17 protein-coding genes are annotated in these 16762 nt (G+C 55.7%); 4 read left to right on the forward strand and 13 right to left on the reverse strand.

What is annotated here, in order from left to right; genetic code table 11:
- Nucleotides 1–4: 4 nt before the first annotated feature.
- On the forward strand, nt 5–1330 hold the full coding sequence (locus ACH518_RS09875; RefSeq protein WP_140913115.1) for an HD-GYP domain-containing protein: 1326 nt from the start codon (nt 5–7) through the stop codon (nt 1328–1330).
- Between the two features lie 131 nt (nt 1331–1461).
- Here the strand turns inward: ACH518_RS09875 and ACH518_RS09880 are convergent, their stop codons facing one another.
- Complete coding sequence (locus tag ACH518_RS09880; RefSeq protein ID WP_140913116.1) at nt 1462–1737, reverse strand: cupin domain-containing protein; 276 nt, start codon at nt 1735–1737, stop codon at nt 1462–1464.
- Between the two features lie 62 nt (nt 1738–1799).
- Nucleotides 1800–3257 carry a GumC family protein gene (locus ACH518_RS09885; protein ID WP_445372772.1) on the reverse strand — a complete coding sequence of 486 codons (1458 nt, stop codon included), beginning with the start codon at nt 3255–3257 and terminating at the stop codon, nt 1800–1802.
- 354 nt (nt 3258–3611) lie between these two features.
- On the opposite strand from ACH518_RS09885, the gene ACH518_RS09890 reads away from it, so the two are divergent.
- Complete coding sequence (locus ACH518_RS09890) at nt 3612–4835, forward strand: HD-GYP domain-containing protein (RefSeq protein WP_445372773.1); 1224 nt, start codon at nt 3612–3614, stop codon at nt 4833–4835.
- A gap of 43 nt (nt 4836–4878) precedes the next feature.
- Nucleotides 4879–6042, forward strand: coding sequence for an HD-GYP domain-containing protein (locus ACH518_RS09895; protein WP_445372774.1), 1164 nt, complete (start codon nt 4879–4881; stop codon nt 6040–6042).
- On the opposite strand, the gene waaC is transcribed toward ACH518_RS09895, so the two are convergent.
- The 9 genes from waaC to ACH518_RS09940 all read right to left on the reverse strand — a co-directional run bounded on the left by waaC (nt 6039) and on the right by ACH518_RS09940 (nt 15009).
- Nucleotides 6039–7058: a lipopolysaccharide heptosyltransferase I gene (gene waaC / locus ACH518_RS09900; protein ID WP_445372775.1), complete on the reverse strand. Its 1020-nt coding sequence runs from the start codon at nt 7056–7058 to the stop codon at nt 6039–6041. The genes ACH518_RS09895 and waaC overlap by 4 nt on opposite strands.
- The gene (gene waaF / locus ACH518_RS09905; protein WP_445372776.1) at nt 7055–8068 is read right to left on the reverse strand and encodes a lipopolysaccharide heptosyltransferase II; all 1014 of its coding nucleotides are present in this window, start codon (nt 8066–8068) and stop codon (nt 7055–7057) included. Before waaF ends, waaC begins: the two co-directional genes overlap by 4 nt.
- Before the next feature lie 6 nt (nt 8069–8074).
- Nucleotides 8075–9001, reverse strand: coding sequence for a branched-chain amino acid transaminase (locus ACH518_RS09910; protein WP_278212764.1), 927 nt, complete (start codon nt 8999–9001; stop codon nt 8075–8077).
- Nucleotides 9002–9101: 100 nt separating this feature from the next.
- Nucleotides 9102–9947: a CHAD domain-containing protein gene (locus tag ACH518_RS09915; protein WP_445372777.1), complete on the reverse strand. Its 846-nt coding sequence runs from the start codon at nt 9945–9947 to the stop codon at nt 9102–9104.
- Nucleotides 9948–9949: 2 nt separating this feature from the next.
- The gene (gene pssA, locus ACH518_RS09920) at nt 9950–10690 is read right to left on the reverse strand and encodes a CDP-diacylglycerol--serine O-phosphatidyltransferase (protein ID WP_140913124.1); all 741 of its coding nucleotides are present in this window, start codon (nt 10688–10690) and stop codon (nt 9950–9952) included.
- A gap of 148 nt (nt 10691–10838) precedes the next feature.
- On the reverse strand, nt 10839–11612 hold the full coding sequence (locus tag ACH518_RS09925; RefSeq protein ID WP_445372778.1) for an outer membrane protein OmpK: 774 nt from the start codon (nt 11610–11612) through the stop codon (nt 10839–10841).
- A 65-nt stretch (nt 11613–11677) separates the two neighbouring features.
- The gene (gene ilvC, locus ACH518_RS09930; RefSeq protein WP_445372779.1) at nt 11678–12694 is read right to left on the reverse strand and encodes a ketol-acid reductoisomerase; all 1017 of its coding nucleotides are present in this window, start codon (nt 12692–12694) and stop codon (nt 11678–11680) included.
- An 87-nt stretch (nt 12695–12781) separates the two neighbouring features.
- Nucleotides 12782–13273 (reverse strand): acetolactate synthase small subunit, encoded by a 492-nt coding sequence (gene ilvN / locus ACH518_RS09935; protein WP_278212760.1) that lies wholly within the window; start codon nt 13271–13273, stop codon nt 12782–12784.
- Nucleotides 13273–15009 carry an acetolactate synthase 3 large subunit gene (locus ACH518_RS09940; RefSeq protein ID WP_278212759.1) on the reverse strand — a complete coding sequence of 579 codons (1737 nt, stop codon included), beginning with the start codon at nt 15007–15009 and terminating at the stop codon, nt 13273–13275. The genes ilvN and ACH518_RS09940 overlap by 1 nt, the downstream gene beginning before the upstream one ends.
- A 143-nt stretch (nt 15010–15152) precedes the next feature.
- Between ACH518_RS09940 and ACH518_RS09945 the strand changes: the two genes are divergently transcribed.
- Nucleotides 15153–15854: a 4'-phosphopantetheinyl transferase family protein gene (locus ACH518_RS09945; RefSeq protein WP_445372780.1), complete on the forward strand. Its 702-nt coding sequence runs from the start codon at nt 15153–15155 to the stop codon at nt 15852–15854.
- Nucleotides 15855–15918: 64 nt separating this feature from the next.
- Here the strand turns inward: ACH518_RS09945 and rpsI are convergent, their stop codons facing one another.
- A complete protein-coding gene (rpsI, locus tag ACH518_RS09950) occupies nt 15919–16308 on the reverse strand; it encodes a 30S ribosomal protein S9 (RefSeq protein ID WP_256609801.1) in 390 nt (129 codons plus the stop codon).
- Between the two features lie 15 nt (nt 16309–16323).
- Complete coding sequence (rplM, locus tag ACH518_RS09955) at nt 16324–16752, reverse strand: 50S ribosomal protein L13 (RefSeq protein ID WP_054759837.1); 429 nt, start codon at nt 16750–16752, stop codon at nt 16324–16326.
- Nucleotides 16753–16762 lie beyond the last annotated feature (10 nt).

The raw sequence follows: 16762 nt of genomic DNA on the forward strand, positions 1-16762 counted from the left end.
TCACATGCCTATAACAAACTGGTGGCCGTTCCGTCGCAACAAGAAAAAAACGGTACAGAGCACTGTCAACGTTTACGACGTTAACCAGCGGGTTTATACGCCGGTGGCTCAGCTCAAGCTGGGCATGTATGTGATCGAATTGGACCGGCCCTGGCTGGACAGTCCGTTTTTGTTTCAGGGTTTCGAATTGCAAACCGAGGACGATATTCGCAAGGTGCGCGAGGTTTGCGAGTACGTGTATATCGACGTCACCAAGAGCCGTAAAAAAGTAGTCGAGTACAAAGGTGGGCAAGAAAATCTATCCTTAGACAGCATCGCCGATTTCCCGCCGCCACCGCCGAAATTGAGCGTGTTCGAAAAGGAAATCGAACGGGCCGAATCGGTTTACCAGGAGATGGGGGAGCTGGTTTCCGATTTTATGGAGCGTATCGCTCGCGGCGAGGGCGTCGATACTAAGGCCGCCAAGGCTGCCGTGGCCGAATGCGTGAACAGTATTTTGCATTCGCCGGATGCTTTTCTTTGGCTAAGCCAGCTGAAAAACCGGGACGAATATACCGCTCAACATAGTTTGAACGTCTGCGCTTTGTCCATTGTGTTGGGCCGGCACCTGAACTTTTCGGTGTCCAACCTGAATTTGGTAGGCTTGTGCGGCATGATGCACGATATGGGCAAGATGTTGATTCCGCTTGAGATTTTAAACAAGCCCGGCAAGTTGGATGAGGATGAAATGGAAATTATGCGTTCGCATACCTCGCTGGGTCACGAGTTGTTGAAATCGAGCTCGGATATGTATTTGGGCGCGATCGAAACGGCTTTAACCCATCACGAAACCCTGGACGGTAAAGGTTATCCGCGGCGGATCAAAGACAAAGGCATTTCGTTATTTACCCGGATGGTGACGATTGTCGATATGTACGATGCAATGACCAGCGACCGTGTCTATCAAAAGGGCCGGACTCATCTGGAGGCCACCAGCATCATGTCGAATTTGAGCGGCAGCCAGTTGGACGGTCGGCTGGTCGTCAAATTTATCGAAGCCTTGGGGGTTTATCCGCCGGGCAGTCTGGTGCAGATGACCAATGGCGCAATTGCGATTGTGGTCGAAGTCAACGAGCTGGCGCGCCTGAGGCCTAAGGTCATCATTTTGCTCGATTCGGAAGGGCAGCCGGTCGAAGAAAGAGTGGTCAATTTGGCCGAAATGGTACTCGACAAGCGCGGTAACGTGCTGACCATAAAAGGGATCGTTCGGCCGCAGGATTACGGTATCGACATCAGTAAATATTATCGGCAGGGCGTTTTGCAAAAGGGGTTTGCCCAAAGCCGAGCTTAAAATCGCCGAAACCGGCCCAAGCCTTATCCTGACTGGGTCGGCTTTTCGGCCACAAATTACCCAGGCGGGTTCGGCAATCAAAAAAGGCATCCGCAGATGCCTTTTCGATCAGTGCCAGCCTGCGGCAACAATCAATCGTAGTGGTAATGTTTGCGTAGCGGTTTGACGACTTCCCAATGGCTGTCGAGGCCGGCGTGAAACATGACCAAATCGCCCGGCAGAATGCGGACCGGCTCGCCGCCGGTCGGCGTGACGATGATTTCACCCTCCAGCACGTAGGCGGTTTCGGTCTCGTCGAAATCGATGGTGAAGGTAGAGATTTCTTTTTCCCAGATCGGCCAGCTTGCTACACCCAGTTCCTGCAAACGCTCTTCGCTGGGGTTGTGCTCTACGGTAATGAGGCTCATGAATTTCCTTTTGGCTTGAGTTTAACAAAAGCCGGATTCTAGCATTGATGCTGCGGTAGCGCCTAGGAATGGGACGGATCGTCGGGTAGAGGTTTCGGATCGTCCCAGCGCCTTAGTTTTTTGACTTGGTCGAACTCCACGTGGGGCGGGGCCGGATGTTCTGTCAGTTGAGGGTCGGCTTGGTGGTAGATTTGGTATTCGGTGACGCTGTTGATCGTCGCCAGCATCGGTTCCCTGTTCAGGTAATCGCGCAGCCAGACGACCAATAACGCCAGCATCAGACTGGCGGCAGCGGCGATTGCGGCTTCCGCCGTGTAGTCTGGCCTGATCGGCGTTTCCGGTAACGAGGCCCAGTCGACCACATCCAGCTGCGGATTACTTTGTCGCTGTTTTACTTCGATTTCGACCAGTCGTTGCCGAGTTTGCCTTTGCAGCTCTTCCACTTTGGCCAGCTGTTCCAACATTGCCTGATGCTGGGCAAAACGGTCGGTGTAAGCGGCTGCCTGTTGTTTATGCCGTTCCAGTTCCTGGCGCAGATTTTTCACAGCGGCTTGGGCCGCATTGTAATTATTCTCCGCCTCCTGTTCGGCGAAGCGGCTGGCCGATTGCTCCTTCTCGGCGATTTTTCGTTCCAGTTCGGCCAGTTGGATTTTAACCGTACGTAGCGTCGGGTGAAAATCGATGTATTCGTCGGTGTATTGGCTGCGTTGGCGCTCCAGCGCTGCGCGTAAGGTTTCTGCTTGCGCCGTCAATACTGCCAGGGTTTGCGAATCGGTATCGGTCACCACGGCTTTGCCGGCCGCTAAAGCATCGCGGATCGCTTCGAGTCTGGCCTTGGCCTTGACTTCCTCTTCCTGGGCGTTGTTCAACGCGCCGTTTAGTCCTTGCAACCGGGCGTGGGCTTCGTTATCCGGGCTTTGCAGCGAAACGATGTCGTGTTCGCGGCGGAAGGTTTCAACGCTGCGGCGCTGGTCTTGTACTTGCCGGTCCAGGCGCATCAGTTCGGCGTTGATGTCGACCGTGGCTTTATCGCTGATTTCGGCAATATATTCGCTGCGGATTTGTTGGTAGGCCCTAATCCAGGTATTTAAGGCTTTTTGCAAAAAATGCGGTTCGTGGCCCTCGGCGCTGAGTTGTACCAGATTGGTATCCGCGATCGGGCTGACCTGAAATAAGGTTTTTAGTTGGTTGACCCCGATATGCGGGGAATTCTCCGTGCTATTCAGTACTGCCACGGTTTGATCCAGCACGTTTTGCCCCAGCAGTACCTGTTTTTGGATATTGACGTGTTCCAGATCCGCGACGGCGTGGGTTTGGTCTATATCGCTCGCCGCCGTGGTCAATACCAGCGCTTGGCTTTGATAGACGGCAGGTTGCAGAAACACATAGCATTCGGTCGCGGCTAAAGCCGGCAGCAGGACCAGAAAAAACAGGTGTCTGCGGCGCAAACGTTTCGGTGCCGGCTCGGGGCTGTAAAATTCGTCGGCGTCGACTTGGAAATCGTTGTGATTCAACAGCATAACGATTCTCTCCGGGAAAATGGCCGATCTGGCGCTATTCTTATTGTTCGTAAGCATGTGGCGACGACTGCCGAAATCGGTTTCGGCCTGAGGTTGCCGGCATGTTGGAAATGCAGTGTAAACCTTTATCCGAATCTGGCAATTGAATTATTACCGCCGGAAGTCCATGGGTTCGCTTGGTGTGGCCTGACTGCATGCACTAGCCGAATCTTCCGATTCTAACTGTGAATTGCCGCATACTTGACGATGCAATTTTGCGGGATCGGCGTCGTATGACTATAGGGTTCGGCTGCTGACTGTATTAAGCTGTATCCATTGCTGAAATGTGTAAACGTGTTGGGATGTGTCGCAGGTATGAGTAGTAAAGACGACGGTGAGCTCAGAATTCATGTCTACGAATTGAGAGTCGGTATGTGCGTATGCCGATTGGAGGAGCCGCGGAAAGAATCGCCGTTCATGTTCGATCGTATCGTGATCGAAAGCCCAGCCGATATTAAGTTGATTCAGGATATTTGCGATTACGTCTATATCGACGTCAAATGGCAAAAGTCGTCGGCCGGAGCAATTCCGACCCGAAACAGCGATTCGCTCAAGCACTTGAGTTTTGCCAGATCGTTCAACCAGACCGCAAATACGTTCAACCGAACCGGTAGTCTGATTAAAACGGTGCTGGATGACATCCGCTTCGGCAATCAGTTCAGCGTCAGCGCGGTGAAGCAGGCCGTGGCGGAAACGGTGGATCAAGTTTTGGAGAATCCGGATGCCATGCTGTTGTTAACCCAGCTCAAGGATCAGGATCAATATACCGCTCAACATTCTATGAATGTCTGCGTGTTGTCGATATTGCTGGGGCGCGAGTTGAAGCTCTCGGTCCAGGAATTGAACAAACTCGGATTTTGTGGGTTGATGCACGATGTCGGCAAAATGCGAGTACCGCTGGAAATTCTGAACAAACCCGGCAGGTTGGAAGACGACGAAATGGCCATCATGCGCCAGCATACGCTGCATGGACGCAATGTGCTGATGTCGGCGCGCAACGCCTATCCCGGCGCGGTGGATGTGGCCTATGCTCACCACGAGCATCTGGCGGGCACCGGCTATCCGCGCGGATTGGGAAAAGAAGCGCTATCGTTGTTCACGCGCTTGGTGACGGTGGTCGATACTTACGACGCGATCACCAGCGACCGGGTTTACCAAAAAGGCAAACCGCATTTGGAGGCGCTGGGCATCTTGGTAAAAGGCATGAATCAGCACTACGAGGCCAATTTCGTTACTCAATTCATTAACTGCATCGGATTTTACCCGCAAGGCAATTTAGCCGAGTTGAGTAACGGCGAAGTTGGCGTCATTGTCGAACAAAACCGAGCCGACCGGCTGAAGCCGAAAATTTTGCTGATTCAAGACGAGAACAAACAGCCAATCGCCGAGCACATCCTCGATCTGGCGGTGACCGCTACCGACAAAAACGGTAAGCGTTACGGGATCAAACAAATCATGCGGCCGCAGGATTACGGGATCGACTTAAACCAATACTGCCGGGACGGTAAATTCAGCCAAGCGTATCCGGAAGTTTCCTGAAGCCCGCTCGCGGCTGCACAACAGACCGTTTCGACTCTTTGCCATGGTAAAAAAAATCGCCACCAGCCAACTGCGTAAAGGCATGTATCTATGCGGTACTGACCGCAAATGGATAGACATTCCGTTTCTCACCACCAAGTTTTTAATCCGCTCTGACGCCGACATCGATACCTTAAGGCAGTATTGCCGCGAAGTGTTCATCGATTTGGCGAAGGGGCTGGACGTAGCCGAGCCGGAACACGATTACACAACCCCGTCTGACCGGTCGGCGCCGGCCGCGCCGGAACCGGGGCCGTTGCTGCAGTTCCGGAGCCGTTTCGAAACGGTGTTGGGCAGGATTCGCGCCGGCGCCGGCTTGGATTTCGCCGCCGTCGAAGACATTGCCTGCGAAATTGTGTCTGTGCTGGATAGCGGCAGCATCTCGCTAAACCGGGTTGAAGGCTGGCACCAGAGTGGTGACAGGTTGGCGCACAAAGCGGTCAACGTCTGTTTTCTGGCCGCAGCTCTGGCACAGCGGCAGGCATTGGCGCCGGAGCTGGTGCGGCATACCGCAATCGGCGCGCTATTGCATGATCTCGGTTTGCTAAAGCTGCCGCAAGCCATCTTAGGCAAAGCCTCGGTGCTGACCGACGCGGAGCAGCTAGAAATTCGGCAACATCTAACGACGGGATTGGCGCTGCTGGCGACGACGCCGGAGGTGCCGAGCACGGTGCTGGAGGTTGTCGGGGATCACCACGAACGGCCGGACGGTGCAGGCTATCCGCGCGGTTTGGCCGGCGGGCAAATCGGCTTGCCGGCCCGGCTGGTGGGCGCGGCATCGGTCTATGAAGCCCTGCTTAGCGATCGCGCCGACCGGCCGGCGCAAAGCAAAGTCGAAGCGCTCCGGTATCTATATCAGGCGAGTCCGACACAATTCGATGCCGTCGCGGTGGCTGGCTTGATCGAGGCCGTCACCGTCTATCCGCCGGGATGTGTTGTCGAATTGTCCAATGGCGTGTTGGCGATGGTGGATCAGATGCCGGCTGATGATCCAGGCCGGCCGGCGTGCCGCGTCATTGCCGACTCCAACAAACAGTTGCTGTTTCAGGAACAACGCATCGATTTGAGTCAAGCCGTGCATTCCAATTTAGCCATAGCGAGGCTTCCGGCAACCGACGAGCCGTTTATCGAATTGCTCGCCAGCTTTGCGGCGATGGAGCGGCTTTAACTTTCTGCCGTTTCGGCGGCAGGCTTTGGCAACAATTGTTTGGCCAAGGCCACGATATCGGCTACCGGAATTTCGCCGATCGAAAAATCGTTTTTGTTCAGCTTGAACGGATCGACCACGGACGGCGATTTCAGCACTTGGTTGATTTCGGTCTGGTATACCCGGCTGACAGGTGTCGGGCCGAACAAGGTGATAGACGGCCGGTTCATGCCCCAGGCCATGTGGGTCGGGCCGGTGTCGTTGCCGATCACCAGATCGGATTTGGCCACGACCGCTTTCAAGTCGTTCAGGTTCATCTGCGGCAACACTCGCGCCAGACTGCGTTCCGCCAGCCATTGCGCCATCCAGTGTTCCTTTTCGTTACCCCAGCAGATCAGAAAATTGGCTTCCACGCCGAAAATCACCTGCAGATATTTTTCCAGCGGATAATTGCGGCTGGGCCAGGTCGAGCCAACCACCAGCAGGATATTGCTTTGTTGCTTGGAAAAATAGTCTTCCAGCCTGATTCGCGGCGGTCGAAAAAACAGAAAAGGCTGTTTTTCCAGGATGCGATCGGTCCCGACCTCCAGCCCGAGCGGCCGGGTCAGCACCGTCACATTGCGGTCTATGGTGTTGGCATCGTAAGGGCAGGCGACGGTCTGAGCGTAAAACCAGGCCGCCGATTTTTCGCGGATCGAATTGCGATCGAAGCCGGCGCAATTGGCGGCCAGCAGCCGGCTGACCAAGGCCGATTTGATCAAGCCCTGGGCGTCGATTACCAGATCGTAGCCGTGCTTGGCATAACCGCGGACCTTGCCGATTTCGCCGAATATGCGCAGCTTATCGGTTTTCAAGGCCTTCAAATTCAGCGGCAGCACCTGATCGATATGCGGATTGTCTGCCAGCAGCCCGGCGAAACGTTCTTCGACGATCCAGTCGATTGTCAGATCCGGATAGGCGGCCTTGATGAACTGCAAGGCTACCATCGCATGCACGATATCACCCAATGCCGATAGTTTGACGACCGCGATTTTCATCGGTCGGCTTCCAGTGCGGCCAGAACTTGCTCGGGGCGCAGGTCGACCAGACAGCGGGTGTGGCTGAAAGGGCAGTCGCGCTTGAAGCAGGGCGAACATTCCAATTTCAGGGTCAGAATATGCGCGGCCGGATTCAGCGGCGGGGTAAAGCCCGGATCGGAGGAGCCGTAAACGGCGACGATTTTTTTGTCCAGCGCGGCGGCCACGTGCATCAAGCCCGAGTCGTTGCTGACTACGGCGTCGGCCAGCGACAGCAAGTCGACCGCTTCGGCCAGCGAGGTGTCACCGGCGAAATTGCGGCAGACGCCGCCGGTCAAATTCACGATGGTGTCGGCGACCGGCCGGTCTTTATCGGAACCGAACAACCAGACCTGCCAGCCTTCGCCGATTTTGGCATTGGCGACGGCGGCGAAATGCTCAGCCGGCCAGCGCTTGGCCGGACCGTATTCGGCGCCGGGGCACAGTGCCAGGATTTTTTTGTCGTCATCGATGCGGAATTTGTCGCAGACTTGTCGGCGCTGTTCGGCGCTGATCGCCAGTTGCGGAATCGGATAGGCCGGCGGCTGTTCGTTTGCAGCGGGCAGTCCCAGCGCGACAAAGCGTTGCACCGTCATGGCCAGCTGGTTTTTATCCAGTCGGCGGGCGTCGTTGAGCAGACCCCAGCGCAATTCGCCAAGATAGCCGGTGCGTAGCGGGATGCCGGCAAAAAACGGCACCAGCCCCGACTTCCAGGAGTTGGGCAGGACGATGGCTTGGTCGTAACGGCCGCGAAGCTGACGGCCCAAGCCAAACCGGGCGCCGAGGCCGAATTGGCCGTGGCCGAGCGGCATGGCTATGCCTTGTCGCACTTGCGGCATTCTTGCCAATAACGGCAAAGACCAGGCCGGCGCCAGGACGTCGATATGAGAATCGGGGAGGCGTTGTTTTAGCTTGATGAACAGGCTTTGCGCCATCACCATGTCGCCGACCCAGGATGGGCCGACGACCAGGATGTTATGCGGGGCAGGCACGTCGGTTTAGGATACCAGCGTCAACCATTCCTTGTGGTCGGCGCGGCGGCCTTGGACGTAGTCGAAATATAAGGCTTGCAACTTCTCGGTAATCGGGCCGCGGCTGCCGGAGCCGATGTCGCGGTTATCGTATTGGCGAATCGGCGTCACTTCGGCGGCGGAACCGGTGAAGAAGGCTTCGTCGGCGACATAAACTTCGTCGCGGGTGATGCGCTTTTCGATCACTTCGTAGCCTTGTTCGCGAGCTATCGTCATCAGTGTGTCGCGGGTGATGCCTTCCAGCGCCGAGGTGGTTTCCGGGGTATAAATCTTGCCGTTGCGGACGATGAACAGATTCTCGCCGCTGCCTTCGGCGCAGAAACCTTCGTGGTCCAGCAGCAGCGCTTCGTCGTAACCGGTCGATAGCGCTTCCTGCAAGGCCAGGATCGAGTTGATGTAATTGCCGTTGGCCTTGGCCTTGCACATCGTGCTGTTGACATGGTTGCGGGTGTAGGACGAGGTGCGGATGCGGATGCCTTTTTCCATGTTTTCCGCGCCCAGATAAGCGCCCCAGGTCCAGGCCGCGATCATAACGTGGACTTTCAAGTTGTCGGCGCGCAGGCCCATGCCTTCGGAACCGAAGAACACCATGCTGCGGATATAGGCCGACTCCAGGTTGTTCTTGGCGACCGCGTCGCGGTGGGCCTGGTTGATCTCGTCCTTGGAATACGGCATTTTCATGTTCATGATATGCGCGGAACGGAACAGACGGTCGGTATGTTCGGCCAGTTTGAAAATGGCGGTGCCGTTGTCGGTTTTGTAAGCGCGCAGACCTTCGAAGACGCCACAGCCGTAATGCAGGGTGTGGGTCAGGACGTGGACTTTCGCGTCACGCCAGTCAACCCATTTCCCGTCTAGCCATATCAAACCGTCTCTATCATCCATCGTTGCCATTTGTCTGAACCCGTTTTGTGAAAAAATCGTGCGCCGCCGTCGCGGCCGAAAACTGCCCGAAATTGTACTATAAAGCCGCGGCCGGCAATACCGGCGGCGTTTACTGCCAGGGGAAGGCGTGATCGGGGGCAGGGCGCCAGAAACCGAATAACTGTTCGCGGCGAGCGACAAATTCGCCGATCAACTGGTTTTGGCGCTGCCGATAGTGTGCCAACGCCGATTCCGGTGGATTTCCGCCGTAGAAGCTCTGCAGCGCCGCGAGCATGACGACGGTATTCTGGATCTCGCCCATGGCGGTCAAATAGCGTTGCAAGCGTTGGTCGTGGTCGGCCGGCAATCGCGGGACGGTTGCCGCCATCGCGGCGATGGCATAGCGTAGTTTTTTAACGGAGATACGCAGGCGGTGGATGCTGTGCAGGTCTTCGACAGAAACCGTAGCGTAGCGCGCCATCGCTTCCGCATAAATTCGGTCCAATGCGTTGAGTACGTCGGCAGAGATTTGGTTTCGGTGGGCTTTGGGATGCCGAAATTGGCGCGCCGCCTTATCGATTTTTCGGCGCAGTTTGGCTTGGCGCAGCTCGGCAAGGAGCGCAGGTAAACGTGTCAGTTGTTGTTGCTCGCGTCGGTGCAGGTGATCGAGGAAGTCGCTTAATTCCGGCAATTGCGGCAGCTTGCCGGCCACTTCGTAGAGCATGACCTGCACGTCGCGCAGATCGTCGAAGCTGTCCAGTTGGTGTTTTAGCGTCTTGCGTAACGGCGTCAGCGGCCGGCAAGGGCCGATTTGTTGTAATAGCCCGAGAATGCTCAACAAACGGCGGATGCCGGTGCGCAAAGAGTGGACGTGGTCTTCGCTGCACGTTTGGCAGCAGGCTTTCAGGCGTTTGCGATATTGGCGCCACTGACGGTAAAGCGCTGTACTCAGCAAATTACCGTCGGCGTCGGCCACGTCTAGCCCTTGCGGCTTTGTAGCCGGCGTTTGCGCATTACCAGCGTGATGATAGGGCCGGATGCGGCGTAACCGACCGACAGCAGGAACAGCATGCGTTGCGGCTGAGCCATGACAAAGCTGATGACCAGCATCGCGATAATGGCGACGATGAACGGCACTTTGTTTTTCAGATCGATTTCTTTGAAGCTGGAATAGCGGAAATTGCTGACCATCAGCAGGCCGGTGGTGATGGTGGCCAGCAACACCAGATATTTGAAGTTTTCTACGTCGTAGCCGTTCTCGACGCAAAACCACAGGCCGCCGGCCAGAATCGCTGCCGCTGCCGGGCTGGGTAGGCCCTGGAAGTAGCGTTTGTCGGCGACTTCGACTTGCGTGTTGAAGCGCGCCAGCCGCAATGCGCCGCCGGCCATATGCACAAAAGCCGCGAACAAACCGGCCTGGCCCATGCTGGATAGAGTCCACAAATACATGACGATGGCCGGTGCGGCGCCGAAGGAAACCATGTCCGACAAACTGTCGTATTGCACCCCGAACTCGCTCTGGGTGTTGGTCAAGCGGGCGACCCGTCCGTCCAGGCCGTCAAGTACCATGGCGATGAACAACGAAATCGCCGCCGTTTCGAAGCGGCCGTTAATCGCCGACGTAATCGCGTAAAAACCGGCAAACATGGCGCCTGTGGTAAATAGGTTGGGCAGCAGATAGATGCCGCGGTGGCGTTTCGGTTGAGGATTTTTCAGCATGGCGGTTGCAAGCGGTAACAAGTTGGCGGCATTTTACATGCTCGGTCCGGGGCGTGCTATTGCGATTGCGTGACAGGGCGGGATTGCGCGCTCTAAAGCGGATAGTGCGGCAATCTGTTTCCAGATAGTATGGTCGCCCTCGAACCGTTCAGAATTTCCAGACCAGCAAAGCCTGCGGCACATTGTCGTGCAAGCCTTTGATGCCGTACTTGTTATGCCAATATTGGTATTCCAGGCCGATGAATAGATGGCCGGCGTCACCCCAGAAATCGCCCAGGTCCAATCTCAATTGCGGTTGGGCCAGCGCCTGGCGAGCGGCGGTCTGGTTGCGACCGATGAAATCGGCGAAGCCTTCGAAACTCCATTTCGTGCCGGCGATTTGAAACGGTAATTGCCAGTATGGGGTGATTTGCCAGGAGGTACCAATGTCGGCGGTTTCGGTGACGCGTTGGCGCAGAAAATCGATGTTGAAGTAATTGAAGCCGGGCAGGTCGAAATCGACGCTGATGCCGTACAGCCAAGCCCGAAAACCGCTTTGCCGGCTGTTCATGTCCTCGCCAAGATTGATGCCGGCGGTCAGGCCAAAGTCTTTGAAAATCCCGTACGATAAATCCAGGCCGCCGATTTTACTCAAACTGAAGGTGCTGTAGGCTTCGCCGTATAAATGGGTTTGCGCCTGTTGGCCGGATTCGCTGAACAGCGTGTCCATGAAGAAAAAGTTGCGGCCGTAAGCCCAGCCGTGGGCATGAGTGATCGTGACGATGGCTTGGCTGACGTCGTTAGGATTGAAAGGCTCGTGGTAGTTGCTGCCGTGCAGATATTGGATTTCGCTGTTGCTCCATTGCATGAAGTCGGCGGAGGCCTGCTCAGCTAGCGTTGCGGCTAGTAGGGTGATGCAGAGCGAAGGCGCAAGATTGGTCATATTTGAAATCCTGCAGGCAAAAAAAAGCCCATCGTGTAGATGGGCTTTAATCCTAGCCGATAAGCTTAGTTTTTGCTTTTGTCGACGATTTGGTTGGCTTTGATCCAAGGCATCATCGCCCGCAGTTTGGCGCCGACGGTTTCGATCGGGTGCTCGGCGTTCAGGCGGCGGCGTGCGGTCATTTCCGGATAGCCGGTGGCGCCTTCCTGGATGAATTGCTTGGCATAGCGGCCTTCCTGGATGTTTTTCAGGGCTTCCTTCATCGCTTTGCGGCTTTCGTCGTTGATCACGCGTGGACCGGTGACGTATTCGCCGTACTCGGCGTTGTTGGAGATCGAATAGTTCATATTGGCGATGCCGCCTTCGTACATCAAATCCACGATCAATTTCAGTTCGTGCAAGCACTCGAAGTAGGCCATTTCGGGTGGGTAGCCCGCTTCGGTCAGGGTTTCGAAACCGGCTTTGACCAGTTCCACCGCGCCGCCGCACAGTACTGCTTGTTCGCCGAACAGGTCGGTTTCGCATTCGTCGCGGAAGGTGGTTTCGATGATGCCGGAACGGCCGCCGCCGATCGCGGATGCATAAGACAAGCACAATTCTTTGGCTTGGCCGGAAGCGTTTTGATGCACGGCGATCAAGTCAGGGATACCGCCGCCTTTGGTGAATTCGGAACGCACGGTGTGGCCCGGCGCTTTCGGGGCGATCATGATCACGTCCAGGTCGGCGCGCGGTACGACTTGGTTGTACAGGATGGAGAAACCGTGGGCGAAAGCCAGGGCCGCGCCTTGTTTGATGTTAGGCTCGATTTCTTCTTTGTACAGTTTGGATTGGAATTCGTCCGGGGTCAGGATCATGACCACGTCGGCGCCGGCGATGGCTTCCGGTACATCTTTCACGATCAGGCCGCTGTTGGTGGCTTTGGCGACGGACGCGGAGTTGGAGCGCAAGCCGACCACGACGTCAACGCCGGAGTCTTTCAGGTTGTTGGCATGGGCGTGGCCTTGCGAGCCGTAGCCGATGATGGCAACTTTTTTGCTGCGGATGATCGAGAGATCGGCGTCTTTGTCGTAATAAACTTGCATAGTGTTTCTCGTTACTCTTGGTGTGAATTAAAAATTGTATTTGGCTGTCGACGTGCGGAGCGCAGTGGGTTTGCGCTCCGCTAGCGTTTAAAGATGTAAGCCTTTCTCGCCGCGGGAAATCCCGGTCGGTCCGGAACGCGCCACTTCGATGATGCTGCCTTCCTCGAAGCCGTGAATGAAGGCGTCCAGTTTGTTTGATTGGCCGGTCATTTCGACCACATAGCTGTTCGGCGTCACGTCGATGATCTTGCCGCGGAAAATGTCGACCATGCGTTTCACTTCCTCGCGGGTGTCGTGCGTGGTTTTGATCTTGACCAGCATCAATTCGCGCTCGATATGGGCCGACTCGGCCAGATCGATCAATTTGACCACATCAATCAGTTTGTTCAATTGCTTGGTGATCTGCTCGATGATCTCGTCGCTGCCGCTGGTGACCAGGGTCATCCGCGACAGACTGGGATCTTCGGTCGGGGCGACGGTCAGCGATTCGATGTTGTAGCCGCGCGCCGAGAACAGGCCGGCCACCCGCGACAGGGCGCCGGATTCGTTTTCGATCAAGATGGAGATGATATGGCGCATCAGGACAACTCCCTCTCGACCGGGGTGCCGGGCGCGACGCGCAATTTCATGTCGTGGTGAGCTTTGCCGGCTTCAATCATCGGGTATACGTTTTCGGTTCTATCGGTAATGAAATCGAGGAACACAGTTCTGTCCTTCATTTCGAATGCTTGTTTCAAGGCGTCGCGCACTTCTTCCGGTTTTTCGACGCGGATGCCGACATGGCCGTAGGCTTCGGATAGTTTGACGAAATCCGGGATCGTGTCCATGTACGAGTGCGAGTAACGGCTTTGGTAAGAAAATTCCTGCCACTGGCGAACCATACCCATGTAACGGTTGTTCAGGTTGATGATCTTGACCGGTGTTTTGTATTGCAACGCGGTCGACAGTTCCTGAATACACATCTGGATGCTGGCCTCGCCGGTGATGCACGCCACATCGGAATCCGGAAACGCCAGTTTGACGCCGATTGCCGCTGGTAAGCCGAAGCCCATTGTGCCCAGGCCGCCGGAGTTGATCCAGCGCCGCGGTTTGTCGAACTTGTAATACTGCGCTGCGTACATTTGATGCTGGCCGACGTCGGAAGTCACGAACGCTTCGCCGTTGGTCACTTCATATAGCTGTTCGACGACGTATTGCGGCTTGATGATCCGGCTTTCGCGGTCGTATTCCAGACAATTGACGTCGCGCCAGCTTTGGATCAATTGCCACCAAGATTCCAGCGCCGCTTTTGACGGCTTGGTTTTGCTGTCCTTGACCAGTTCGATCATTTGTTGCAACACCGGTTTGACTTCGCCGACGATCGGTACGTCCACTTTCACGGTTTTTGAGATCGAGGCTGGATCGACGTCGATGTGGATGATCTTGGCATAGGGGCAAAACTCGGCCAGTTTGCCGGTGACACGATCGTCGAAGCGGGCGCCGACCGCCAAAATCACGTCGGCTTCGTGCATGCCCATATTGGCTTCGTAAGTACCGTGCATGCCGAGCATGCCGACGAACTGCTTGTCGGTGGCCGGATAGGCGCCCAAGCCCATCAGCGTGTTGGTGATCGGATAACCCAGCATCCGGGTCAACTCGGTCAATTCTTCATGGGCTTCGCCCAAGATCACGCCGCCGCCGGAATAAATCATCGGTCGTTGCGCACCCAACAGCATTTCCACGGCGCGTTTGATCTGACCCTTGTGGCCGGTAACCACCGGGTTGTAAGAGCGCATACTGACTTTTTTCGGATATTTGTAAGGTATCTTGATATTGGGATCAGTGATGTCCTTGGGTACGTCGACCAAAACCGGGCCGGGGCGGCCAGTGGTGGCCACGTAAAACGCTTTCTTGATCGTTTCAGCCAGGTCGTTGACGTCCTTGACCAGGAAGTTGTGTTTGACGCAGGGGCGAGTGATGCCGACCGTATCGACTTCCTGAAACGCGTCGCTGCCGATTACCGGCGACGGCACCTGACCGGAAATGATCACCATCGGGATCGAATCCATATAGGCTGTCGCGATGCCGGTTACGGCGTTGGTCGCACCCGGGCCGGAGGTGACCAGCACCACGCCCGGTTTGCCGGTCGCGCGCGCGTAAGCGTCGGCCGAATGGGTGGCGCCTTGCTCATGCCGCACCAGGATGTGTTTTACGTCGTCTTGATGGAAAATGGCATCGTAGATGTGCAAGACAGAGCCACCCGGATAGCCAAATACAAATTCGACACCTTCATCTTTAAGACATTGGACAAGAATTTGTCCGCCACTGAGTTCCAATTTTATGCCCTCGAAAAGCTAACCAAAGCGTGAAATGCGGATTTTACAAAAAAGGTTGGATAAGCTACTGTCTTTGGCCGATTTCGTCAAGGAAAACCAAGGGTTTTGCTTGGTTTCGCGGTAAGCAGCGACAGGTTTTGAAAATGAGGGATGTTTTGCGGGCGCAATTTGTTGATGTTTGGCATGCCGAGTTGAGGGGGCTGGATTCTAAGGCCTTAACCTTTTGGGATGCCTTATTGTCGGATCAGGAGCGACAGCGGAGCCAAGAGTATAAGCGCCCGGAGCGGCGCCAGGGCTTTGTTGCGGTGCGGGGGTTGTTGCGTTGCACATTGGCCGGGTATTTGGATGTCGAGCCGCGGGAATTGGTGTTCGAGTCGGGCGAGTACGGCAAGCCGGCGTTAGCCGGAGCAAGGCTGCATTTTAATATTTCCCATTCCGGAGATCATTTGCTGATTGCGGTGTCCGATCTCGGCGAGTTGGGGGTTGATGTTGAGAGTCTGCGAGTCGGGCGAAATCTGCATGCGCTCGCCGGGCGTTGTTTCTCGGTGCGGGAATATCGGGAGTGGGCGGCGTTGCCGACCGAGCAGCAATTGCCGACTTTTTACCGTCTCTGGGTCAAGAAGGAGGCGTTTGTTAAGGCGGTCGGGCGTGGGATTGCGGCAGGTTTGGACTTGTGCGAGTTTGCGCTGGAAGCGGGCGGACAGCTTGTTGCGATTCCTGGCGAATTCGGGGGTATCGACGCTTGGTCGGTGGTCGAGTTACCGGTTGCCAATGCTGCTGCGGCGTTGGTCGCGCCGAACAAGTCCGGTATGTTCTGCTTTCGCGAGTTGGGGCTGGGTGTTTGACGAGGCCTATGCGGCAGTCGAAAAAAAAGCCGCTGGTGTGCGGCTTTTTGTGATCGATCGTTTCTTAACGTTTCGAGTATTGCGGACGCTTTCTGGCGCCGTGCAAACCGATTTTTTTACGCTCGACTTCGCGGGCGTCGCGAGTCACGTAACCGGCTTTTCTCAATGGAGAGCGGAGGGATTCGTCGTATTCCATCAGTGCGCGGGTCAGGCCGTGGCGAATAGCGCCCGCTTGGCCGGAAGGGCCTCCGCCGGAGACGATGATGTTGATGTCGAAGTCGCCGGATTTTGCCAGCAGTTCCAGAGGTTGTCTGGCGATCATTTCATCGGTTTTGCGGCCGAAGTATTGGTCTACAGGGCGGTTGTTGATGATGAACTTGCCTGTGCCGACCGTTGCGTAAACGCGGGCTACCGAGCTTTTGCGGCGACCTGTTCCGTAGTATTGAGCTGCCATAAACTATCTACCTGCTTAGAATTCTAAAACTTTAGGTTGTTGAGACTGATGATTGTGCTCCGGACCGGCATACACTTTCAATTTTTTGAACATCGCCCGGCCCAGTGGGTTTTTAGGCAGCATGCCTTGCACTGCGGTAGTGATGATGCGGTCGGGGAAGGTTTGTCTCAATTTGCCCAAAGAGGCGGACTTCATGTTGCCGACATAACCGGTGTGGCGGTAATACATTTTGTCTTTTTCTTTGTTGCCGGTAACGCCGATTTTTTCGGCATTGACGACGATGATGTAGTCGCCGGTGTCGACGTGCGGGGTGTATTCTGGTTTATGTTTGCCGCGAAGACGTCGTGCAATTTCAGTAGCAAGGCGACCCAATGTCTTTCCTTCTGCATCAATCACGTACCAATCGCGCTTAACTTCTGCGGGCTTTGCACTAAATGTTTTCATCGTTGCTTTC

Source organism: Methylomonas sp. HW2-6, from assembly GCF_052474525.1.